The 19,121-nt window shown below is 43.6% G+C and carries 21 protein-coding genes; 17 read left to right on the plus strand and 4 right to left on the minus strand.

Annotated features, from left to right (window positions below; all coding sequences use genetic code 11):
• The first annotated feature begins 84 nt into the window (after window positions 1-84).
• The 5 genes from FQV26_RS05425 (at window position 85) to FQV26_RS05445 (ending at window position 4,012) form a co-directional block, all read left to right on the plus strand.
• Window positions 85-654: a DUF4440 domain-containing protein gene (locus tag FQV26_RS05425; protein WP_146556344.1), complete on the plus strand. Its 570-nt coding sequence runs from the start codon at window positions 85-87 to the stop codon at window positions 652-654.
• A gap of 104 nt (window positions 655-758) precedes the next feature.
• On the plus strand, window positions 759-1,592 hold the full coding sequence (locus FQV26_RS05430; protein WP_146556345.1) for a DegV family protein: 834 nt from the start codon (window positions 759-761) through the stop codon (window positions 1,590-1,592).
• A gap of 39 nt (window positions 1,593-1,631) precedes the next feature.
• A complete protein-coding gene (locus tag FQV26_RS05435) occupies window positions 1,632-2,960 on the plus strand; it encodes an ATP-dependent helicase ComFA (protein WP_146556346.1) in 1,329 nt (442 codons plus the stop codon).
• Window positions 2,957-3,613, plus strand: coding sequence for a ComF family protein (locus tag FQV26_RS18975; RefSeq protein WP_261384267.1), 657 nt, complete (start codon window positions 2,957-2,959; stop codon window positions 3,611-3,613). Before FQV26_RS05435 ends, FQV26_RS18975 begins: the two co-directional genes overlap by 4 nt.
• A gap of 39 nt (window positions 3,614-3,652) precedes the next feature.
• Entirely contained in the window at window positions 3,653-4,012 is a 360-nt protein-coding gene (locus tag FQV26_RS05445; RefSeq protein ID WP_146556347.1) for a PilZ domain-containing protein, read from the plus strand.
• Between the two features lie 81 nt (window positions 4,013-4,093).
• Here FQV26_RS05445 and FQV26_RS05450 read toward each other — a convergent pair whose 3' ends face one another.
• Together FQV26_RS05450 and FQV26_RS05455 are read right to left on the minus strand one after the other, a co-directional pair.
• Window positions 4,094-4,291 (minus strand): hypothetical protein, encoded by a 198-nt coding sequence (locus FQV26_RS05450; RefSeq protein ID WP_146556348.1) that lies wholly within the window; start codon window positions 4,289-4,291, stop codon window positions 4,094-4,096.
• An 88-nt stretch (window positions 4,292-4,379) separates the two neighbouring features.
• On the minus strand, window positions 4,380-5,087 hold the full coding sequence (locus tag FQV26_RS05455) for an SDR family NAD(P)-dependent oxidoreductase (protein ID WP_146556349.1): 708 nt from the start codon (window positions 5,085-5,087) through the stop codon (window positions 4,380-4,382).
• Between the two features lie 127 nt (window positions 5,088-5,214).
• On the opposite strand from FQV26_RS05455, the gene hpf reads away from it, so the two are divergent.
• The 12 genes from hpf (at window position 5,215) to FQV26_RS05515 (ending at window position 18,012) form a co-directional block, all read left to right on the plus strand.
• Window positions 5,215-5,784 (plus strand): ribosome hibernation-promoting factor, HPF/YfiA family, encoded by a 570-nt coding sequence (hpf, locus tag FQV26_RS05460; protein ID WP_146556350.1) that lies wholly within the window; start codon window positions 5,215-5,217, stop codon window positions 5,782-5,784.
• 327 nt (window positions 5,785-6,111) lie between these two features.
• Entirely contained in the window at window positions 6,112-8,628 is a 2,517-nt protein-coding gene (gene secA, locus FQV26_RS05465) for a preprotein translocase subunit SecA (RefSeq protein ID WP_146556351.1), read from the plus strand.
• Window positions 8,629-8,692: 64 nt separating this feature from the next.
• Window positions 8,693-9,794, plus strand: a protein-coding gene (prfB, locus tag FQV26_RS05470; protein WP_146557770.1) for a peptide chain release factor 2 whose coding sequence is annotated in 2 segments (ribosomal slippage) — window positions 8,693-8,764 and window positions 8,766-9,794 — 1,101 coding nt in all. Because the reading frame shifts where the segments join, the coding sequence is not laid out codon by codon here.
• A 195-nt stretch (window positions 9,795-9,989) separates the two neighbouring features.
• Window positions 9,990-10,862 (plus strand): YitT family protein, encoded by an 873-nt coding sequence (locus FQV26_RS05475; RefSeq protein ID WP_146556352.1) that lies wholly within the window; start codon window positions 9,990-9,992, stop codon window positions 10,860-10,862.
• 51 nt (window positions 10,863-10,913) lie between these two features.
• Entirely contained in the window at window positions 10,914-11,255 is a 342-nt protein-coding gene (gene cccB / locus FQV26_RS05480) for a cytochrome c551 (RefSeq protein ID WP_146556353.1), read from the plus strand.
• Window positions 11,256-11,523: 268 nt separating this feature from the next.
• On the plus strand, window positions 11,524-12,210 hold the full coding sequence (ftsE, locus tag FQV26_RS05485; RefSeq protein ID WP_146556354.1) for a cell division ATP-binding protein FtsE: 687 nt from the start codon (window positions 11,524-11,526) through the stop codon (window positions 12,208-12,210).
• The gene (gene ftsX / locus FQV26_RS05490; protein WP_146556355.1) at window positions 12,200-13,084 is read left to right on the plus strand and encodes a permease-like cell division protein FtsX; all 885 of its coding nucleotides are present in this window, start codon (window positions 12,200-12,202) and stop codon (window positions 13,082-13,084) included. The genes ftsE and ftsX overlap by 11 nt, the downstream gene beginning before the upstream one ends.
• A gap of 115 nt (window positions 13,085-13,199) precedes the next feature.
• Entirely contained in the window at window positions 13,200-14,672 is a 1,473-nt protein-coding gene (locus FQV26_RS05495) for a murein hydrolase activator EnvC family protein (RefSeq protein ID WP_261384268.1), read from the plus strand.
• Window positions 14,673-14,803: 131 nt separating this feature from the next.
• Window positions 14,804-15,382, plus strand: coding sequence for a peroxiredoxin family protein (locus FQV26_RS05500; RefSeq protein ID WP_146556356.1), 579 nt, complete (start codon window positions 14,804-14,806; stop codon window positions 15,380-15,382).
• An 11-nt stretch (window positions 15,383-15,393) separates the two neighbouring features.
• Window positions 15,394-16,500 carry a trans-sulfuration enzyme family protein gene (locus FQV26_RS05505; protein ID WP_146556357.1) on the plus strand — a complete coding sequence of 369 codons (1,107 nt, stop codon included), beginning with the start codon at window positions 15,394-15,396 and terminating at the stop codon, window positions 16,498-16,500.
• A 90-nt stretch (window positions 16,501-16,590) separates the two neighbouring features.
• On the plus strand, window positions 16,591-17,742 hold the full coding sequence (locus FQV26_RS05510) for a PDZ domain-containing protein (protein WP_146557772.1): 1,152 nt from the start codon (window positions 16,591-16,593) through the stop codon (window positions 17,740-17,742).
• Between the two features lie 12 nt (window positions 17,743-17,754).
• Entirely contained in the window at window positions 17,755-18,012 is a 258-nt protein-coding gene (locus tag FQV26_RS05515; RefSeq protein WP_146556358.1) for a CsbA family protein, read from the plus strand.
• Window positions 18,013-18,080: 68 nt separating this feature from the next.
• Here FQV26_RS05515 and FQV26_RS05520 read toward each other — a convergent pair whose 3' ends face one another.
• Both FQV26_RS05520 and FQV26_RS05525 read right to left on the minus strand, forming a co-directional pair.
• Complete coding sequence (locus FQV26_RS05520; protein WP_146556359.1) at window positions 18,081-18,386, minus strand: AzlD domain-containing protein; 306 nt, start codon at window positions 18,384-18,386, stop codon at window positions 18,081-18,083.
• Window positions 18,386-19,078 (minus strand): AzlC family ABC transporter permease, encoded by a 693-nt coding sequence (locus tag FQV26_RS05525; RefSeq protein WP_146556360.1) that lies wholly within the window; start codon window positions 19,076-19,078, stop codon window positions 18,386-18,388. Before FQV26_RS05525 ends, FQV26_RS05520 begins: the two co-directional genes overlap by 1 nt.
• Window positions 19,079-19,121 lie beyond the last annotated feature (43 nt).

Below are 19,121 nucleotides of genomic sequence, written 5' to 3' on the forward strand. Positions count from 1 at the left end.
AAATTCCGTTTTGACAGTTGACACAGTTTCTTCATTGTATTCACCCACTGCCTATGGCAAAATGAAGCGCAGGAGGAATGCATGATGAAAAAAATGATTATCGCGGCAGGGCTTGTTTTGGTACTCGCTGCCTGTTCAGATTCCGAAGAACCTTCAGTTAATGAAAATACAGTCGAAGATGGCAATGCAGCAAGCGAGAATAATGCAGTTGACCATGGCATCGAGGAAAATAAAGATGAAAAAGTTGGGTTCACTGTAGATGATGAAGGAAATGTCATAGAAGCGGATGTGCCTGAAGAAAAAGCTAAAGAATTATTGGCCGCTTACGAAGAGTATGTAGCAGCATTCAATTCAGAAGACATTGACCGCTACATGAAGACCATTGCTCAGGAACCGGATGGTTTTGACCGTGAAGAAGATCAGGCAGCGTTGACAAAAGCTTTTGAAACCTACGATAGCCAATACGAAACAAGTAACGAAACCATCGTAAAGTATGAAGAGGACCGTGCAGAAGTGTTTGCGGTACTTAATGTGAAAATGAAGGCCGCAAATTCAAATGACGCTGTCGAACAGACTGGCCGTCAAGTTGTTGTCTTTAAAAAAGAAAATGATGAGTGGAAAGTTACCAGCGTCCATTTTATCGGCAATCAATAATAGATTTCCCGTCATATGCGGGAAATTTTTTTATTGTCTTCTTCCTATTATGTCTTTTCTAAGTCTTCTTTTTTGGTAAACTAGCAATGGAGGCTGATTAATCAATGAAAACCGCAATTGTAACAGACAGTACATCTTATTTACCCGAAAAAACACGTGAACTAATGGGGATTCATATGGTTTCGCTGGAAGTGACATTTGGAAACGAGTCTTTCAAAGAAGCCGAAATGACAGAAACAGAATTTTATCAAAAAGCGAAAGAGGAATTTCCGAAAACTTCACAGCCGCCTCTGGGAGAATTCGTTGCTCTCTACAATAAATTAGCAACTCATCATGAGGAAATTGTCTCTATTCATTTATCAAGTGGAATAAGCGGAACCTATGCAGGTTCACAGCAGGCCGCTGAAATGGTCGATGGCGTAAAAGTCTATTCTTTTGATTCCGAGCTTACCTGTGCGTTGCAAGGCTTTTATACGATAAAGGCTGCCAAACTGGCTGAAGAAGGAGCAAAAGCTGAAACCATTTTAGCGGAGCTGCATGAAATGAAAAAGTCGTTGCGCGCCTATTTTATGGTGGAAGACTTAAAGCATCTGCAACGTGGAGGACGGTTATCCAGTGCACAAGCTTTGGTCGGCGGCATGCTGCAAATCAAGCCGATTTTGCATTTTCAGGAAAAAGTCATTGTTCCGTTCGAGAAAATTCGGACGCGAAAAAAAGCGATGAACCGGATTGTTGATTTATTGAAAGCGGATCTGAAAGATGGGCAGAAGCGGCAGGCAACCATTATCCATGCCAATCGTCCAGAAGAAGCGGTAAATTGGCAAAAAGAACTGGAAGCGACTTGTCCTGAAGTAGATTTTGAAATCTCTTATTTTGGACCGGTTATTGGAACACATTTGGGAGAAGGAGCAATGGGTCTTGGTTGGGTGAAAAAATAAGCCGGCTGGGGCTTTTTCTCTATCGAAAGGTGGATGCAAATGAAAGAAATTGAAGAATTTTTAACTGGCCGAATGTGGCTTAGAAATTTTACACCTTTTCCAAAAGAGCAGCTGGACGATGCAATCTTAACTGGAAAGGTGAGGGTCAGTCCAGGTATTATTGATGGAAAGCAATGTGCCCGCTGCCTTGAAAAATCCTCACAAAAAATTGTTCCCTTTTTCTGCGCCGCATGCCAGTCAGTCTGTCATTATTGCCGGCATTGTATCAAGATGGGACGCATTAGTTCCTGTACGGAATTAATCACTTGGGCATTTCCTTCAACTATTACTCCTCAGAGCCATTCATTCTTTTGGAATGGCAGCCTCACACCAATGCAGGAACGAGCTTCCCAGGAAGTTCAGCAAAGCCTCTCACAAGACAAAGATCATCTAGTTTATGCTGTATGTGGAGCCGGGAAAACCGAACTGCTTTTTCCTGCAATATACGGTGCTTTAAAGAAAGGGTTGCGCGTTTGCATAGCCGCCCCCAGAACAGATGTCGTGTTGGAGCTTTCGCCGCGCTTGCGTGCAGTGTTTCCCAGCACTACGATTCATAGTTTATATGGAAATTCTCCCGAACAATCTGGTTTTGCACCATTGGTCATCGCAACTACACATCAACTGTATCGATTTAAAGATGCCTTCGATGTGATGATAGTAGATGAAGTGGATGCCTTTCCGTATTCCTATGATCCAGCTTTAAGAAGAGCTGTCTCAAAAGCGAAGAAAGAGATGGCACCGATTATTTATGTATCGGCAACTCCTTCAAATCAGCTACTGAAACAAGTGCCGAATAGTTCACAGCTGTTTCGTCGATTTCACGGTTTTCCTTTGCCGGTTCCTCAATTTCGATCCTTATGGGGATATGAAAAAGATTTCTCAAAGGGAAAGATTCCCGCGAAATTGATTGATTGGGTAGATGACAAAATAAATAAAGAACAACCATTTCTCGTGTTTTTCCCAACAATTGAATTGATTGAAAAGGCTATAGGGTTATTTAAGCAAAGACATCCGGCGATTGAAGCAGTCCATTCAAAAGATGCGGATAGAAAAGAAAAAGTTATGAAGTTGCGCCAAGGTCAAATTCCAGGGGTTCTGACATCGACTATTCTGGAGCGCGGCATTACCATACCGAATGTACAAGTGGCGGTGGTGGGCGCCGATCAGCCTATTTTCGATGCTGCCGCATTGATTCAAATTTCGGGAAGATCGGGCAGGGCTGTAGATTATCCGAGTGGTGAAGTTGTGTTTTTTCATAATGGAATCGTTTGGCAAATGGATAAAGCAATAAAACTGATCCGCTCCTATAATAAGGGGGCTAGAGGGTGAATTGCTATTTATGTGATCAAGGTATGTCCACACAAGTAAGCTGGCGGAGTATTTTTTTTAACGAGCTGCAGGAAGTAGTTTGCCTGCGCTGCCGTGCTGGCTTCGAACCTGCTGTACCAGGCTGCCCGATCTGCAGCGCACCTGGAGAAGGTAAATGCGCCGATTGCTGCGAATGGGAAACGACTGAGTATGCCGGTTTGATTGATGCCGGTAAAAGTCTATATCGATACAATACGGCAATGAAAGAATATCTTCATCAATATAAATTTTTAAAAGATATCGTATTGTCCCAAGTTTTTGCAGCAGACCTGAGAGAAGCGCTCTACAAACAACAAACGATGATCGTGCCTATCCCAATGAATGGCAATAAGCTGAAAGAGCGCACTTTTCCTCAAGTTGATCGGCTCCTCGATTCGGCAGCTCTTCCTTATACACACCTCCTTGAGAAAAAAGAGATTGGGCTGGGCGGTAAATCCAAATCTGATCGAATGGCATTGCAGGATATTTTCTGGTGGAATGGACACCCGGTGCCGGAAAAAGTATTGCTGTTTGATGATTTATATACGACGGGCAGTACCATGCGCCTGGCAGCTCAAGTTTTAAAGGACCAAGGTGTCAAAGAGATTAAGATTCTATCGCTTATTCGTGCCTAGTCAAAAATTTAAAATGGATGAACAATAGGAGGAACAGCCATGTTTTATAAACGCTCAGAAAGCTTTCGGTATACTTTTGGGACTCCGCCCGAAATACGTTTGCGCATAATGGATACAATCCATAAGCAATTTTTGTCGCCGAACATATATGGCTTACTGTTGGATATATCACCTAAAGGAGCAAAAGTATTTTCCGAGAAGGAATGGGTGATGGGAGAAGAGAATGTAAGTCTGGAATTTGTGCTGAATCATGAAACGATTACAGCAGAAGCCACCATCGTTTGGAAGCAGCAATACGAAGAAGGGTGGCTGTATGGCATAGATTTCAATCAAAATTCCATTAAGGAAATGCTCATTTTAAGTGAAATTCGAGAATTGAAAGAAATAGAAATGAATTGAAAAAACCGGCGGATGCCGGTTTTTTGTTTGTTAAGCAATAATTGTTTAGGTGTTCAGCCTTTTTCCCGTGTGCGGAGCATTTTATGCCCGTCGAATCTCCACGGGCGCTTCCGCTTTTCTCTTTTTAGACTCCGGCAGCCAGCTCTTCGGGTCATAAGCCAACCCAACTATGTGGCAAAAGGACGCCACTTCGCTGGTTCGTCTTATGCCCGTCAGAGCTACACGGCTGCCTTCGCTTTTCTTGATGTCCAGACTCCAGCGGCCAGGTCCTAGGGTCATAAGTCACCCTAGCTGTGCGGCTGAAAACATGCCGCTTCGCCAGTGCGTCTTATGCCCGTCGGACCTACACAGCCGTTTCCACTTTTCTTTAGTGCTCGTAAATCATTTTTCTGGTCATGCCGCCGTCGATATTCAGGCATTCTGCAGTGATGAACGAGTTTTGGGGGTTGCTTAGGAACAGGCAGGCACGCGCGATATCGGCTGTTTCTCCAACGCGGCGGCTCCAGTGCTGTTGGTGATCGACTTCACGTAAGTCTTCCTTATCCCCTGTATGAATCCAACCTGGTGCGATTGAGTTGACGCGTATTCCTTGTTCACTGAAAGTGGCTGCAAGTGAATGGGTCAAGGCATAAATTCCGCCTTTAGACGCTGAATAAGTTTCAGTATTGGGTTCAGACATAAATGCACGCGTTGAGGTCATATTGATGATGGAACGGATGTCCTCAGTCATGTAGCGTGCTGCTTCCCTGCTGCAAATAAAGACGCTTTTCAAATTGGTATCCAGCACATGATTCCATTCCTTTTCATCCACTTCCCAGATGGATTTGAAGGTTGAGATTCCGGCATTATTAATCAGTGTGTGGATAGCGCCGTAATCGTCATTAATTTTTTTGAATACAGTAATGACTTCATCGAAATTTCCAACGTCGCATTTTCGGTATTCCACACCTTCCAGCTCAACTGGTTCGACATCTAATCCGATGACACGAGCGTTTTCAGCGGCAAAATGTTCGGCGATGCTTTTTCCGATGCCTTGGGATGCACCGGTTACTATGACTGTTTTATTCGTGAACATGAACTTCAACTCCTTGTAACAATCTTTACCTGAATTCAATGATCTTAAAACTTTTTGGGTTTTAAGAAGGAAAGACAAGGGAACATGTAGAAGAGTACAGATAGCACATATAGAAGGAGGAGTTAACATGTTGCAATTTAACATCAGAGGCGAAAATATTGAGGTAACTCCCGCAATACGTGACCACATTGAAAAGAAAGTCGAAAAGATTGAACGATATTTCACAGACGGTGCTAATGCTACCGCAATGGTCAACTTGAAATCATACAATCACAGCCAAACAAAAGTGGAAGTTACGATACCAATGAAAAATCTGACATTACGCGCCGAAGAGCGGCATGATGATATGTACGCAGCAATCGATCTGATCGTTAGCAAATTGGAGCGACAAATTCGCAAATACAAAACAAAAGTAAACCGCAAATTCCGTGAGCGCGATGGCATGGGTCTTGCATTTGCTACTGCCGAGAATGATACACGTGTTCAAAATGAGGCAGAAGAAGAGGACGAGGATTTCACAATCGTTCGTACCAAACAGTTTGACCTGAAACCGATGGATGAAGAAGAAGCTGTTTTGCAGATGAATATGCTTGGACATAACTTTTTTGTCTTTACAGATGCGGAGTCTAATGAGACGAACATCGTCTACAAACGAAAAGACGGAAGCTACGGCTTGATTGAAACTTCTGCACAATAAAACATAAAACCTTATAGTTCTTATCATCAAGCCTCTCCAAGCGAGAGGCTTTTTATTTGCACAAAATTTGCGGAAATCGGAAGTCTTTATTTACTTGTATCCTAAAATTCCTTTCAAGGTCTCTGCCTAGTGAATAGCTGGCGTCATTATTTGCACGCATTTGGGCGCAGTGTTAAAATGAATAGTGAGATTTTTTTGAAACGACTAATGATGATTTGGGTAAGAACGTTCTTTGAGCGGAAACGCTTAATAGGGCATTATAAAAGCTAAAGCGATCATCCGGTATGTTTGATGCCGGCGGACACTTACGCAGGGAGCGGTAAAATTATGCTAGGAGTATTGAATAAAGTATTTGATCCGAATAAACGGGATTTGAAACGATTAGAAAAAGTGGCGGATCGAGTAGAGGCACTGGCTTCAGATTTTGCGGCTTTGACTGATGAAGCGTTGAAAGCGAAAACTGAAGAATTTGTAGAGCGCCATGCCAAAGGCGAAGCGCTCAATGACTTGCTGCCAGAGGCTTTTGCAACAATTCGTGAAGCATCGAAACGTGTACTTGGCTTGTACCCATTCCGCGTACAGATCATGGGTGCAGTCTCCCTTCATGAAGGGAATATCTCTGAGATGAAGACAGGGGAAGGTAAAACTTTGACTTCCACTTTGTCTGTATATTTGAATGCCATTAGCAAAAAAGGTGTGCATGTAGTCACAGTCAACGAATATTTGGCAAGTCGTGACGCTTTGGAAATGGGCCAGTTGTATGAATGGCTTGGTTTGTCTGTCGGCTTGAATTTAAATAGTTTGACCAAAGACGAAAAACGTGCGGCTTATCAGGCTGACATTACGTATAGTACGAATAACGAGCTGGGCTTCGATTACCTGCGCGACAATATGGTGCTCTATAAAGAAGATATGGTTCAACGCCCATTGAATTACGCCGTAATCGATGAAGTCGATTCTATCTTGATCGATGAAGCGCGGACGCCATTGATCATTTCAGGGCAGGCAGCTAAAGCGGCTCAACTGTATCAACAGTCAAATGCCTTCGCGCGTCTGTTGACGAAGGACACAGATTACACCTACGATGAGACGACTAAAGGCGTAGTTCTGACGGAAGAAGGCATCGAGAAAGTCGAAAAAGCATTCGGCATTGATAACCTTTTTGATATCAGCCATGTTCGCTTAAACCATACAATCAATCAATCCTTGAAGGCATACGTTACGATGCACAAAGATGTGGATTATGTTGTACAAGAAGGGGAAGTTGTTATTGTCGATCAGTTTACAGGCCGCCTAATGAAAGGCCGCCGGTATTCAGATGGACTACATCAGGCGATTGAAGCCAAAGAAGGCCTCGAAATCCAAAATGAATCAATGACAATGGCGACAATCACTTTCCAGAATTATTTCCGGATGTACGATAAATTATCCGGTATGACAGGGACAGCGAAAACCGAGGAAGAAGAATTCCGCAATATTTACAATATGTACGTTATTGTCATTCCAACAAACAAACCGATTATCCGTGAAGACCATGTTGATTTAATTTATTCTACTACTGCCGGTAAATACAAAGCTGTAGGAGATGATATTGCAGAACGCCATGCCAAAGGACAGCCGGTGCTGGTCGGTACTGTAGCGATTGAAACATCAGAAATCATCTCAGACTATCTGACGAAAAAAGGCATCAAGCATTCGGTATTAAATGCGAAAAACCATGCGCATGAAGCGGAAATCATTTTAAATGCAGGACAAAAAGGTGCTGTGACGATTGCTACCAATATGGCAGGCCGTGGAACAGACATCAAGCTCGGTGAAGGTGTCATCGAAGCTGGAGGTCTTGCAGTCATCGGTACTGAACGCCACGAATCTCGTCGGATCGATAATCAGCTGCGTGGACGTTCAGGACGTCAAGGCGACCCGGGTGTCACTCAATTCTACCTTTCCCTTGAAGATGAATTGATGCGCCGTTTCGGATCGGATGCCATGCGCAATATGATGGGCAAACTGGGAATGGACGATTCACAGCCTTTGCAATCAAAAATGGTGACGCGCTCTGTGGAGTCGGCTCAAAAACGAGTGGAAGGCAATAACTTCGATGCTCGTAAACGCCTGCTGCAATACGATGATGTGCTTCGTCAGCAACGGGAAATTATTTATAAAGAGCGTATGGAAGTTCTTGAAACTGAAAATATGCGTGCGTTGGTTGAAAACATGATCAATAGTTCAATTGAGCGGATGGTCTACACGCATACAGCTGAGGAAAAGCAGGATGACTGGCATTTGAAATCACTTTCTGAATTGATTTCTGCGAATCTTCTTCCTGAAAACACTGTGACCGAAGCAGATCTTCAAGGGAAATCCCAGGAAGAGCTGATTACATTCATTAAAGCAGCTGTAACTGAGCGTTACGATGCAAAAGAAGTAGAAATGACACCGGATCGGATGCGCGAATTCGAGAAAGTTGTTCTTCTCCGTTCCATTGACACAAAATGGATTGATCATATTGATGCAATGGATCAGCTGCGACAAGGGATTCACTTGCGTGCTTATGGACAGAACGATCCTCTTCGCGAATACCAAAGTGAAGGCTTTGCAATGTTCGAAGCTATGGTTGAAGCCATTGAGGAAGACGTAGCGAAGTATTCGATGAAAGCTGAAATCCGCAACAACCTTGAACGTGAAGAAGTTGCAAAAGGCCAAGCAGTCAATCCGAAAGAAGACGGACCGGCTCCGAAAAAGAAAAAAGTGCCTGTCCGCAAAGATATGGAAGTTGGCCGCAATGACCTTTGTCCATGCGGCAGCGGTAAGAAATTCAAGAACTGTCATGGTACAGCTTCATAAGAATGTGTGAAAGTACCGAAGAGCTTTTGCTCTTCGGTGTTATTTTGAGGAGGAACATATAATGATGGAATTAGCAGACATCCGTAATCAGCTCGACAAATCAGCCAGTAAATTGGCGGACTTTAGGGGGTCTCTTTGACTTAGAAAACAAAGAAGCCCGCATACAGGAATTAGATGAAATGATGTTGGATCCTGAGTTTTGGAATGACCAGGAATCAGCGCAAACGGTCATTTCAGAATTGAATGGATTAAAGGAAATCGTTAATACGTATTACGGTTTCGTTGAAACACAGGAAAGCATGGAAATGTCTTTGGAACTTTTAAGAGAAGAAGACGATGAGGAATTGCATGAAGATGTTGATAATGAGATGAAGGAATTCAACTCCCAGTTAGCTGATTATGAACTGACGATGCTGCTCAGCGAACCTTATGACAAAAATAACGCGATTTTGGAATTGCATCCCGGTGCAGGCGGCACAGAGTCTCAGGATTGGTGCTCAATGCTATTGCGCATGTACACCAGGTGGGCAGAAAAACGCGGCTTTAAAGTGGAGACGTTGGATTATCAGGCTGGAGACGAAGCCGGAGTTAAGTCTGTAACGCTTGGAATACGCGGACATAATGCCTATGGCTACTTGAAGGCTGAAAAAGGCGTTCATCGTTTAGTCCGCATATCGCCTTTTGATTCATCCGGACGCCGACATACGTCGTTTGTTTCCTGCGAAGTAATGCCGGAATTTACGGGCGAGATTGAAATTGAAATCCGCACCGAAGACTTGAAAATTGATACGTACCGGGCAAGTGGTGCCGGAGGACAGCATATCAATACGACCGATTCCGCTGTTCGTATTACCCACCTTCCAACGGGTGCTGTCGTGACATGCCAGCAGGAGCGTTCACAAATCAAGAACCGCGAAAAAGCGATGCAAATGCTGAAAGCGAAATTGTATGCGTTGAAGATCGAAGAGGAAGAAGCACGTCTTCTTGAAATTCGTGGGGAGCAAAAGGAAATTGGCTGGGGAAGTCAGATTCGTTCTTATGTGTTCCATCCGTATTCAATGGTCAAAGACCACCGCACCAATTATGAAACAGGAAATTTAGGCGCTGTTATGGATGGAGACATTGATGGATTCATCAATTCTCTATTGCGTTCCAAAATGGAATAGGGAAGCGAAAGATCAATGTTTTCCATTCATCTGCTTTACAAATACGTCCCGAAAGCTTAAACGCTGGCGGGGCGTTTTTATTGTGGCTGTTTACAGCCGGCTTGCTTTATCTGGATGAAGTTCACAAAGCCTTAAGCGTTTGGTATACTCTGACAGGGTTTAACCGAACATAAGAGAGAAGAGGAAGAAGAACATATGACTAAAAAGAATCGACGCATCCGTAAAGATCCACATCCGTTGCTGACATTGTTTGTGGATTATGCCAGCGTTATCATTGGATCAGCGATTGTAGCCATTTCCTTTAACGTATTTTTATTGCCGAACGAAGTGGCATCGGGTGGAGTAAGTGGCATCAGTACCATACTGAAAGGTTTATTCGAATGGAAGCCAGCGTTCGTCCAATGGGCTTTTAATATTCCTTTGTTTATTGCCGGTTTGATATTATTAGGGAAAAATTTCGGTATTAAGACGGCTGTAGGAACGGTCTTTTTGCCTTTGGTCGTATTCTTGACCGAATCGTGGGAGCCGTGGACGCGAGATCCTTTGCTGGGTGCTTTGTTCGGTGGCATAATGGTCGGACTTGGCCTGGGTATTGTCTTTCGAGGAAAAGCATCTACGGGGGGAACGGACCTTGCTGCACAGATCATTACAAAATTTACCGGTCTGACACTTGGTACCAGTGTTGCAATGATCGATGGATTTATCGTTTTAGCGGCGGCATTGGTATTTGATATTGAGAAAGGGCTTTATGCATTAATCGGCTTATACGTTACGACAAAGACCATTGATCTTGTCCAAGTTGGGTTCGGTCAATCAAAACTGGTTTACATTATCACTACTAAACAAATGGAAATCAGAGACGCCATATATGAAGAAGTTGACCGGGGAGTAACGGAACTGGCAGCCACCGGCGGCTATTCAGGAACTGAAAAACCCTTATTGATGGTGGTCATCCCCCAAACGGAATTTACAAGACTGAAACAGTTGGTTAAATTTATTGACCCATCAGCATTTGTGATCGTTTCAGATGCTTCTGAAGTATTAGGAGAAGGTTTTAAACGGCCATAACATTGGTATACACTAATAAGGAAAAGATAATTCATAAGAGGAGGTCACCAAATGAAAAAGCAATTGATGGCGACGCTGTTTGGCGCGACGCTTTTATTAGGAGCATGTGGCGGCGGAGAAGAAACAACAGAACCTTCAGCACCACCTGCTGAGAGCGGCGGAGAAACGGCTGGAGTTGATGCTGAACAAGTGGTTCAACAAAATTGTATTTCCTGTCATGGTGAAAACTTGGAGGGCGCAGGTAATTTTCCTGCTTTGAATGATGTGGGTTCCCGCCTGTCCCAGGAAGAGATTCGTGCTGTCATAGATAACGGAAAAGGAGCAATGCCCGCCGATATTATTGAAGGCGAAGAAGCGGATGCGGTAGCCGAATACTTAGCAAATATGCAATAAACCTGCGAATCAGCAGGTTTATTTTTTTTGTCAGATTATAACGTAAATTAGTACTTATTTGTTTATGAAAAGGGATTATATGTAACTTATTTATGTTATTGATAGCTATGATTTTAATATTTCTTATAGTTCAGACTATTCAGATTGAATTTTAAATGATACAGAAATGTAATAAAAATATATGTTTAAGGTGTTATAATGAGTTTGCTGCAAAATTCTATGGAAATAATGTTGGCATAAGCCAATTACTAATAGGTGGGTAATAAAGATGATTCAAATGAAAAACGTCTACAAAAAGTATCCGAATGGAATTGTCGCCTTGAACGGTCTTAATGTTGAAATCGACCAAGGAGAATTCGTATATATCGTAGGCCCGAGTGGTGCAGGGAAATCGACATTCATCAAAATGATGTATCGTGAAGAACGGCCATCCTCTGGTCAAATGTTCGTGGATGATATAGATATAGCAACTTTAAAGAATCGCAAAGTCCCAATGCTGCGCCGTCAGATTGGTGTTGTGTTTCAGGATTTTAAATTGCTGAATAAGCTGAATGTCTATGAAAATGTAGCATTTGCGCTTGAAGTGATTGAAGAAAAACCAGCTGCTATCAAAAAGCGTGTTATGGAAGTATTGGACCTGGTAGGTTTAAAGCATAAAGCGAAAATGTTTCCAACGGAATTATCCGGAGGGGAACAGCAACGCGTATCCATCGCACGGTCTATCGTTAACATGCCAAAAGTGATGATTGCAGATGAGCCAACAGGAAATCTGGATCCAGAGACTGCATGGGACATCATGAACTTGTTTGAACGGATCAATAAAGCGGGCACGACCATTATCATGGCTACCCACAATCAACAAATCGTTAATACGCGGAGACATCGTGTAATTGCAATAGAAGGCGGATTAATTGTCCGTGATGTAGCTGGAGGTGATTACGGCTATGAAGGCTAGAACACTAACCCGCCATTTTAAAGAGAGCTTTAAAAGTATCGGACGCAATAGCTGGATGACCTTCGCATCCGTCAGTGCAGTTACCGTAACCCTACTGTTAGTCGGTGTATTTGTTCTCATTATGATGAACTTGAACAAAGTAGCAGATGATCTTGAGAACGATGTCGAAATCAAAGTATTCGTTTCATTGGATGCTACAGAAGAAACGATTCAAAATCTGGAGTCTCAAATTATTGAAATGCCAGGTGTCGAATCCACCAATTTCTCCACAAAAGAAGAAGAACTGACCGACTTGGTCCTTGATTTTGGGGATGAGTTGAGCTTATTCGAACAAAGCAATCCATTGTTCGATGTTTTTTATGTAAAAGCAGTTGAACCGCAGCAAACTGAAAAAATAGCCACTGATATTGCTGCTCTAGAAAATATAGAAGATGTAAAATACGGAGAAGGCAAAATAGAGAAGCTCTTTAACGTTCTTAATGCCGGAAGAAATGTAGGATTGATCTTGATCTTAGCGTTATTGTTCACAGCTATGTTCCTGATCTCAAATACGATTCGTATTACAATTGTCGCAAGACGCCGCGAGATTGAGATCATGAAATTAGTGGGTGCTACAAACTGGTTCGTCCGCATTCCATTTATTCTGGAAGGCATGTGGCTGGGAATCATGGGCTCCATCATTCCAATTGGCCTGGTTGCATTGCTTTACAGCAAAATTACCGAGTTTGCCCAACCCCGTTTGAGTGGAGAACTGTTCCAGCTTTTGGAATTCACTCCGTTCATCTATCAGGTAAGTGCCCTGATCTTATTAATGGGCGTATTTATCGGTATTTGGGGAAGCTTCATGTCAATTAGAAAATTTTTACGTGTTTAATATAGATTTATAGACGGCCTGTAAGTACGATAAAGAGACTACAGGCTGTACATATTAAATAGAACAAACAGAGACAGATAGAAAAAGAGCGTAAAGCCGAAAGGGGATCACGAACTTGAATTCGAAATGGATGTTGACTGGTGTTTCATCTGTATTAGCACTAACTTTGTTGATGCCTACCGCAAATGCTGATACATTAAGTGAATTACAGCAAGAAAAGCAAAAAACAGAACAAAAACAAAATGAATTAAATTCTGGCATCAGTGAAAAATCCGTGGAAATGAACCAAAACCAATCAACGCTTGAAAGCATCATGGCTAAAATCCAGGAACTGGAGAATCAGATGCAGGAGACCCAGTCTAAAATTAATGGGGTCCAAGGAGAGATTGATCAGACAATCGTCGAAATCGATGAACTGAAGAAATCCATAGAAGAATTGGAAAGAAAAATTGCTGAACGGACAGAGTTGCTTCAGGAACGTGCACGTGCCATTCAACTGAGCGGCGGCTCTGTGGATTACATAGACGTATTACTGGGTGCCAACAGTTTTGTTGACTTCATTGACCGTTTTTCGGCAGTGAACACGTTAATTGATGCAGATCGTGAAATCATGAATGAACAAGCAGAAGATAAAAAATTGCTAGGTGAGAAAAAAGCACAAGTTGAAACAAAACTTGCTCAGCAGGAAGAGCGCCGTGCAGAACTTGTTGATCTTAAAACCTCGTTGGACGGACAGAAAGCTAAGCAGTCCGGACTTGTAAAAGATCTGAAAGCAGAGCAAGAACGCTTGGCCAAAGAAAAGACGACACTTGTTCAACAGCGCGATGAAGCGATAGATGTAAGTGCGGAACTGGAAACAAAAATCGCCAACGAACAAGCCCGTCTTGCAGAATTGGCGAGAAAAGCTGAAGAAGAGCGACTGCGCAAATTAGCTGCAGAACGGGCAGCAGCAGAAAAAGCAGCGGCGGAAAAAGCGGCAGCTGAGCGTGTAGCCGCTGAACGAGCGGCTGCAGAGCGTGCAGCAGCGGAGAAAGTGGCAGCAGACAAAGCAGCATCACAAAAAGCGGCGAGCAACTCTGAAGCCTCAAGTGCTCCTGTTGCATCAAGTACTCCAGCCCCGGCTCCAACACCGGCTCCGGCATATAGTGCACCTGAACCAGCAGTTTCAGTCAATGCAAGCTCTGGGTTTATCCGTCCAGCGGCAGGTCGTTATACTTCTAAATTCGGCTGGCGTGATATCGGTTCTGGACCGGAGTTCCACCAGGGCGTAGATATTGCCAACAGCAAAGGCACAGCGATTGTGGCAGCAGCGAATGGGTTTGTATCTTATGCTGGATCAATGGGAGGATACGGCAATGTCGTTATCATTACCCACTCCATTAACGGTCAAACGCATGCGACTGTATACGCACATTTGAATTCGATTGGTGTATCAGTCGGCCAACAAGTATCACAAGGACAAAACATTGGGGGAATGGGGAATACCGGACGTTCATTCGGTGATCACCTGCATTTCGAAATCCATGTGGGCCCTTGGAACGGCGGTCGGACAAACGCAGTAAATCCAGCCAGCTATGTTTCATTATAAATTCAAGACAGCCGGCCTTAGTGCCGGCTGTTTTTTTAGACTCCCGCTATTCTGTCACATTTTTTAATAAACTTAGTGGAACAAGTAGACTTATTTATCGTATGATGAAGGTTGAATGGAGTGGATAACAGATGCCTAAAAAGATACTCGGCTTGTTGATGCTTGCTGTTATGATTGCACTCGTCATAATAGGTGCCGTGAAAAATAATATGGCGGATTCTAAAGCGCTCGATAACATGGCTCTTGGCAGTGACGTGGATTTTCTCCCAACAGCTGAAGGGTTGGCTAAAGGAGAAAAGGCTCCTGATTTTCAGTTGACTACCTTAAATGGCGAAGAGGTGGCACTGTCTGATTATCAAGGACAAAAAGTATTGCTTAATTTCTGGGCAACTTGGTGCCCTCCGTGTAGAGCAGAAATGCCTCATATGCAAACCTATTTTGAAGAGCAGGCCGAAGATGAGAATGTCGTAATTCTTGCAGTCAATTTAACGACTAAAGATAAAGGACTTGGGAAAATCGAGGAATTTGTAGAGGAATTCGCATTGGAGTTTCCGATTCCAATGGATGTTGAAGGAGACGTGGGTTCCACCTATCAGGCGGTTTCCATTCCCACTTCCTATATGATCGATACAAAAGGGCGTATTCAAAATAAAGTGGTGGGTCCAATGGATGAATCCATGATGGAACAATTAGTCGAAGAAATGGAATAGGAGATGGGATAATGGCGTCAATTGAAACAAAATCAGTGCATACTGCAACAATGAAGGAGCGGACCATTCAATCGAAGGTCATGCCGCTTTACCAGACTTCCGCGTTTTCATTTTCTTCATTGGAAGAGCTTGAAGGCTATTATGAAGGAAATGGCACTTATCTCTACTCACGCACTGCCAATCCGAATACAGATGCCCTGGGACAAACCGTAGCGGATTTGGAGAAGGCGCCAAAAGGTGTTTCAGCATCTTCAGGAACTTCGGCAATTCTAGCGGGAATTTTGTCAGTTGTAAAGGCTGGGGATCATATTTTAGCTGCTCAAGATGTTTATGGCGGTACTTTTCATTTATTGAAGGAAGAACTTATCCTGATGGGGGTCCAGGTTCATTTTGCCGATTTTTCGAATATCAGCAAAATTGAACAACTATTGATCGATACACCCGAAATTAAATTGGTATTCAGTGAATCGATTACCAATCCGTTTCTGCGTATGGAAGATATAGAAGTTCTCTGCCAACTGAAACGACATTACGATGTTCGGGTTATGATCGACAACACCTTTGCGACACCGTATACCATGACGCCTTATTCGCTTGGCGCAGATTTAGTTGCTCACAGCGCGACTAAGTATCTTGGCGGCCATAGCGACGTCACAGCCGGTGTTTTGGTAGGAGATGCACACTTAATCGATATTGCTGAAAAACGTGTCGTCAATTTAGGGTTGAACTTAAGTCCTTTCGAAGCATGGTTAACAATTCGAGGAATCAAAACGTTGGCTCTTCGAATGAAAACACAGACAGAAAATGCTCAGGCCATTGCTGCCTTTTTAGAAGGGAAAGCGCGAGTCTGGTATCCGGGCGTCGGAGCAATTGTGTCTTTTGAATTGCCTGAAGCAATCGAGGTATCGCAATTCTTTTCGTCACTCGGATGGATTAAAATTGTGCCGACTCTGGCTGGTGTCGAAACGACAGTATCGTATCCATACGGAACGTCGCACCGGGCATTATCAGCAGAAGAAAAAGAGAAAATTGGTGTAACACGTCAAGTGATCCGGTTGTCTGCCGGTATTGAAGGCATCGAAGATATTTTGGAACAATTGGGCGGCGCATTCGTTTAACTGAAAAAGAAGTGCAGAAAGCCGGTTTTCTTTGGTACAATGAGAGATAACGTCAATAGCCGGTGATAGGATGGTGTAAGTACAGTGATAATGGATTTAATGTTAGCGATTGGGAGATTTTTTGTAAATCCGGTTTTATACATCGCATTGCTTGCCGCAGTGCTTTTGGGATATTATCGAGTAAAGAAAGAACGAAGAATTTTTAGGATTCGGATTGTTTATGGATTGACCGAGTTTAAACGGCTGATTAAGGATGGCTGGCTATATGCTTTAGTCTTTTCCGTATTGTTCACAGGAATCGGGCTGGTTGTACCGATGCATTGGCTGATTGCTTTAAGCCTCGTATCCATTGTTTTAATGGCTACAACTTTTTATCCGGCAGGCTCGTTTATCTATTTGGCTGCAGCAGCTGTTGGGTTAAGCTGGTTATTTAATGCCAATGGCTGGTCGCTGAATTTTGGATTTTTTGAATTTGAAGGTGCAGCTTTTGCGTATCAATGGCTGATTCCTGTAGCACTTATTGCTGGGGCACTGGTTTTCGCGGAAGGCAAGATGATTGATAAAGCAGCAGCAGAAGCTGCTTCGCCACGGCTGCATAAATCGGGACGCGGATTGAAAGCCGCTGCATACATCTCAAAACGCTTATGGCTGTTGCCGATTTTATTGGTTGTACCTGGCGCGTTGCTTGATTCATATGCGCCCTACTGGCCCCAATTGTCAATCGGTGAAACCAGCTTTTCGCTGATTCTTTTCCCGTTCGTTTTTGGTTTCCAAGGACGTTCACAACGGACATTGCCGGTTTATCTTTATCCATTGATCGGTAAAGCTGTTTCCACTTTGGGTGTCAGCATTGTGGTTGTCGGTTTGGCTGCTTTATTATGGCAGCCATTGGCAGCTATAGCGCTGATAGTTGGAGTAATCGGACGTATAGCAATCACGGTCCATTTTGCATTGAAGGAACGCAGCGGCAATTACGCCGTAACACCTCAATCCCAAGGCGTGATGATTGTAGACGTTCTGCCAGGTTCTCCTGCTGATAAAATGGGCTTATTGCGCGGAGAAGTCATCCGCAAAGTAAACGGCATCGCTATTTCCAACGAATCGGAATTGTATGAAGCGATTCAAGTCAATGCGGCCCATTGCCGTCTGGAAGTGCTGGACCACAACTTGGAAGTGCGTTTGCGCCAACATGTTATTTTCCGTCATGATCACCATCGCCTTGGATTATTAGTGGTCAATTAAGGAGCTAACCAAATGGAATCAATGGTAACGAAATTTTTTCTGTCTCTGCTGGTGCCGGGACTGCTCGTCATTCTGTTTACGAGAGTCACCTTTAACCACATTGTTGCATTGATTTTGACTGTGGCACTTATGGCGGCAGCTGTTTATGCGGGTTACACCCACACTTGGCTGCTGTTCATCGCGAATGCGGCATCTCTTACTGTCGGATTCTGGTATTCCACAAATATGTTCAATCGCAGAAAAAAAGCCGAAGCTCATGAGAATGAGTAACGGCTTTTTTTCTGTTTGAGGAAGTATAAATGTTTGTTCGTTCTTTGTGTGCTGAACGTTCACGCTCTTCATATAAACAAGCTGAAAACTGCCAGTACGGCAATGGAACCGAGTACGACTATCATGACGTTGGCGCCTGTAAACGCAATGCCGAATGCGGCAATAGCGCCGATAACTCCAAACCAGATATTTTCTTGTATAAAAAAGATGGCAGGAAAAATCAGCGCTCCCAAAACGGCGTATGGAATATTTCTAAGAACATTCTGAACCACTGCCGGCAATTCCCGGCCCTCCAAAAATGTCAGCGGAATGGCGCGGGGAATATAGGTCACCACTGCCATGCCAAGTATCATCCACCAATACCACGAACCCATTATGCTTTCACACCTTTCCGTGAAATCCATTCAATAAAAATAGCGGAAGCCAAAGTTGAGACCATAATCGCCCATCCCGTAGACAGCCATTCAGTAAAATAAAAGAGGGAATTGATCAATCCTGCAATGACTGCCAAGCTGACAACTTTCCGGTTGCCCCGCATGGAAGGAACCAAAAGTCCGACAAACATGGCATAGAGTGCAATCGACATGGAAGCCTGTAGAAACTGAGGCAGATTAGCACCAAGCAAATGGCCAATTGCAGTAAAAACAATCCAGCTGCCATATGCGATAAGAATAACCCCTGCAGCAAAAGCCGTAGTCAATTTATGGCCTTTTTGAGTGGCCAATACTGAAAATGTTTCATCAGTGATTCCGAAAGCATACAACGCTTTTTTCCAACGGTCATCGGGCTGCATCTTTTCGTTGAGGGAAGCCGTCATAAGGAAATGGCGGATGTTGACAACGAAAGTGTTCAGTACAACCACCGCAGGGGCAACGCCAGCGGTGATGAGGGTCAAGGAAATGTATTGGGCGGCTCCTGCAAAAACAAAGATGCTCATCGCTGTTGCTTCGATTAGGGAAAGTCCTGTGGTTTTGGCCAATAAACCAAAGGTCAACGCTATTGGGAAATAACCGATGGCTATGCTGGTCCCAGCCTTTATCCCAGCAGAAAAATCACGTCGATCCATTTTTCACGCTCCTTATGTATAAGTATTTCCTTTTCCAAACTCA

The sequence above is a fragment of the Planococcus sp. CPCC 101016 genome (assembly GCF_007859295.1).
Classification (GTDB): Bacteria; Bacillota; Bacilli; order Bacillales_A; family Planococcaceae; genus Planococcus.

Bases quoted from the DNA above. Each gene is read 5' to 3' on its own strand.
- ftsX (WP_146556355.1), top strand. From the start codon at position 12,200: ATGAAGGCTAGAACACTAACCCGCCATTTTAAAGAGAGCTTTAAAAGT.
- FQV26_RS05425 (WP_146556344.1), top strand. From the start codon at position 85: ATGAAAAAAATGATTATCGCGGCAGGGCTTGTTTTGGTACTCGCTGCC.
- FQV26_RS05515 (WP_146556358.1), top strand. From the start codon at position 17,755: ATGGAATCAATGGTAACGAAATTTTTTCTGTCTCTGCTGGTGCCGGGA.
- FQV26_RS05520 (WP_146556359.1), bottom strand. From the start codon at position 18,386: ATGGGTTCGTGGTATTGGTGGATGATACTTGGCATGGCAGTGGTGACC.
- FQV26_RS05475 (WP_146556352.1), top strand. From the start codon at position 9,990: ATGACTAAAAAGAATCGACGCATCCGTAAAGATCCACATCCGTTGCTG.
- FQV26_RS05435 (WP_146556346.1), top strand. From the start codon at position 1,632: ATGAAAGAAATTGAAGAATTTTTAACTGGCCGAATGTGGCTTAGAAAT.
- FQV26_RS05500 (WP_146556356.1), top strand. From the start codon at position 14,804: ATGCCTAAAAAGATACTCGGCTTGTTGATGCTTGCTGTTATGATTGCA.
- FQV26_RS05455 (WP_146556349.1), bottom strand. From the start codon at position 5,087: ATGTTCACGAATAAAACAGTCATAGTAACCGGTGCATCCCAAGGCATC.
- FQV26_RS05445 (WP_146556347.1), top strand. From the start codon at position 3,653: ATGTTTTATAAACGCTCAGAAAGCTTTCGGTATACTTTTGGGACTCCG.
- secA (WP_146556351.1), top strand. From the start codon at position 6,112: ATGCTAGGAGTATTGAATAAAGTATTTGATCCGAATAAACGGGATTTG.
- FQV26_RS05505 (WP_146556357.1), top strand. From the start codon at position 15,394: ATGGCGTCAATTGAAACAAAATCAGTGCATACTGCAACAATGAAGGAG.
- ftsE (WP_146556354.1), top strand. From the start codon at position 11,524: ATGATTCAAATGAAAAACGTCTACAAAAAGTATCCGAATGGAATTGTC.
- FQV26_RS05525 (WP_146556360.1), bottom strand. From the start codon at position 19,078: ATGGATCGACGTGATTTTTCTGCTGGGATAAAGGCTGGGACCAGCATA.
- FQV26_RS05450 (WP_146556348.1), bottom strand. From the start codon at position 4,291: ATGACCCTAGGACCTGGCCGCTGGAGTCTGGACATCAAGAAAAGCGAA.
- FQV26_RS05430 (WP_146556345.1), top strand. From the start codon at position 759: ATGAAAACCGCAATTGTAACAGACAGTACATCTTATTTACCCGAAAAA.
- hpf (WP_146556350.1), top strand. From the start codon at position 5,215: ATGTTGCAATTTAACATCAGAGGCGAAAATATTGAGGTAACTCCCGCA.
- cccB (WP_146556353.1), top strand. From the start codon at position 10,914: ATGAAAAAGCAATTGATGGCGACGCTGTTTGGCGCGACGCTTTTATTA.
- FQV26_RS05510 (WP_146557772.1), top strand. From the start codon at position 16,591: ATGGATTTAATGTTAGCGATTGGGAGATTTTTTGTAAATCCGGTTTTA.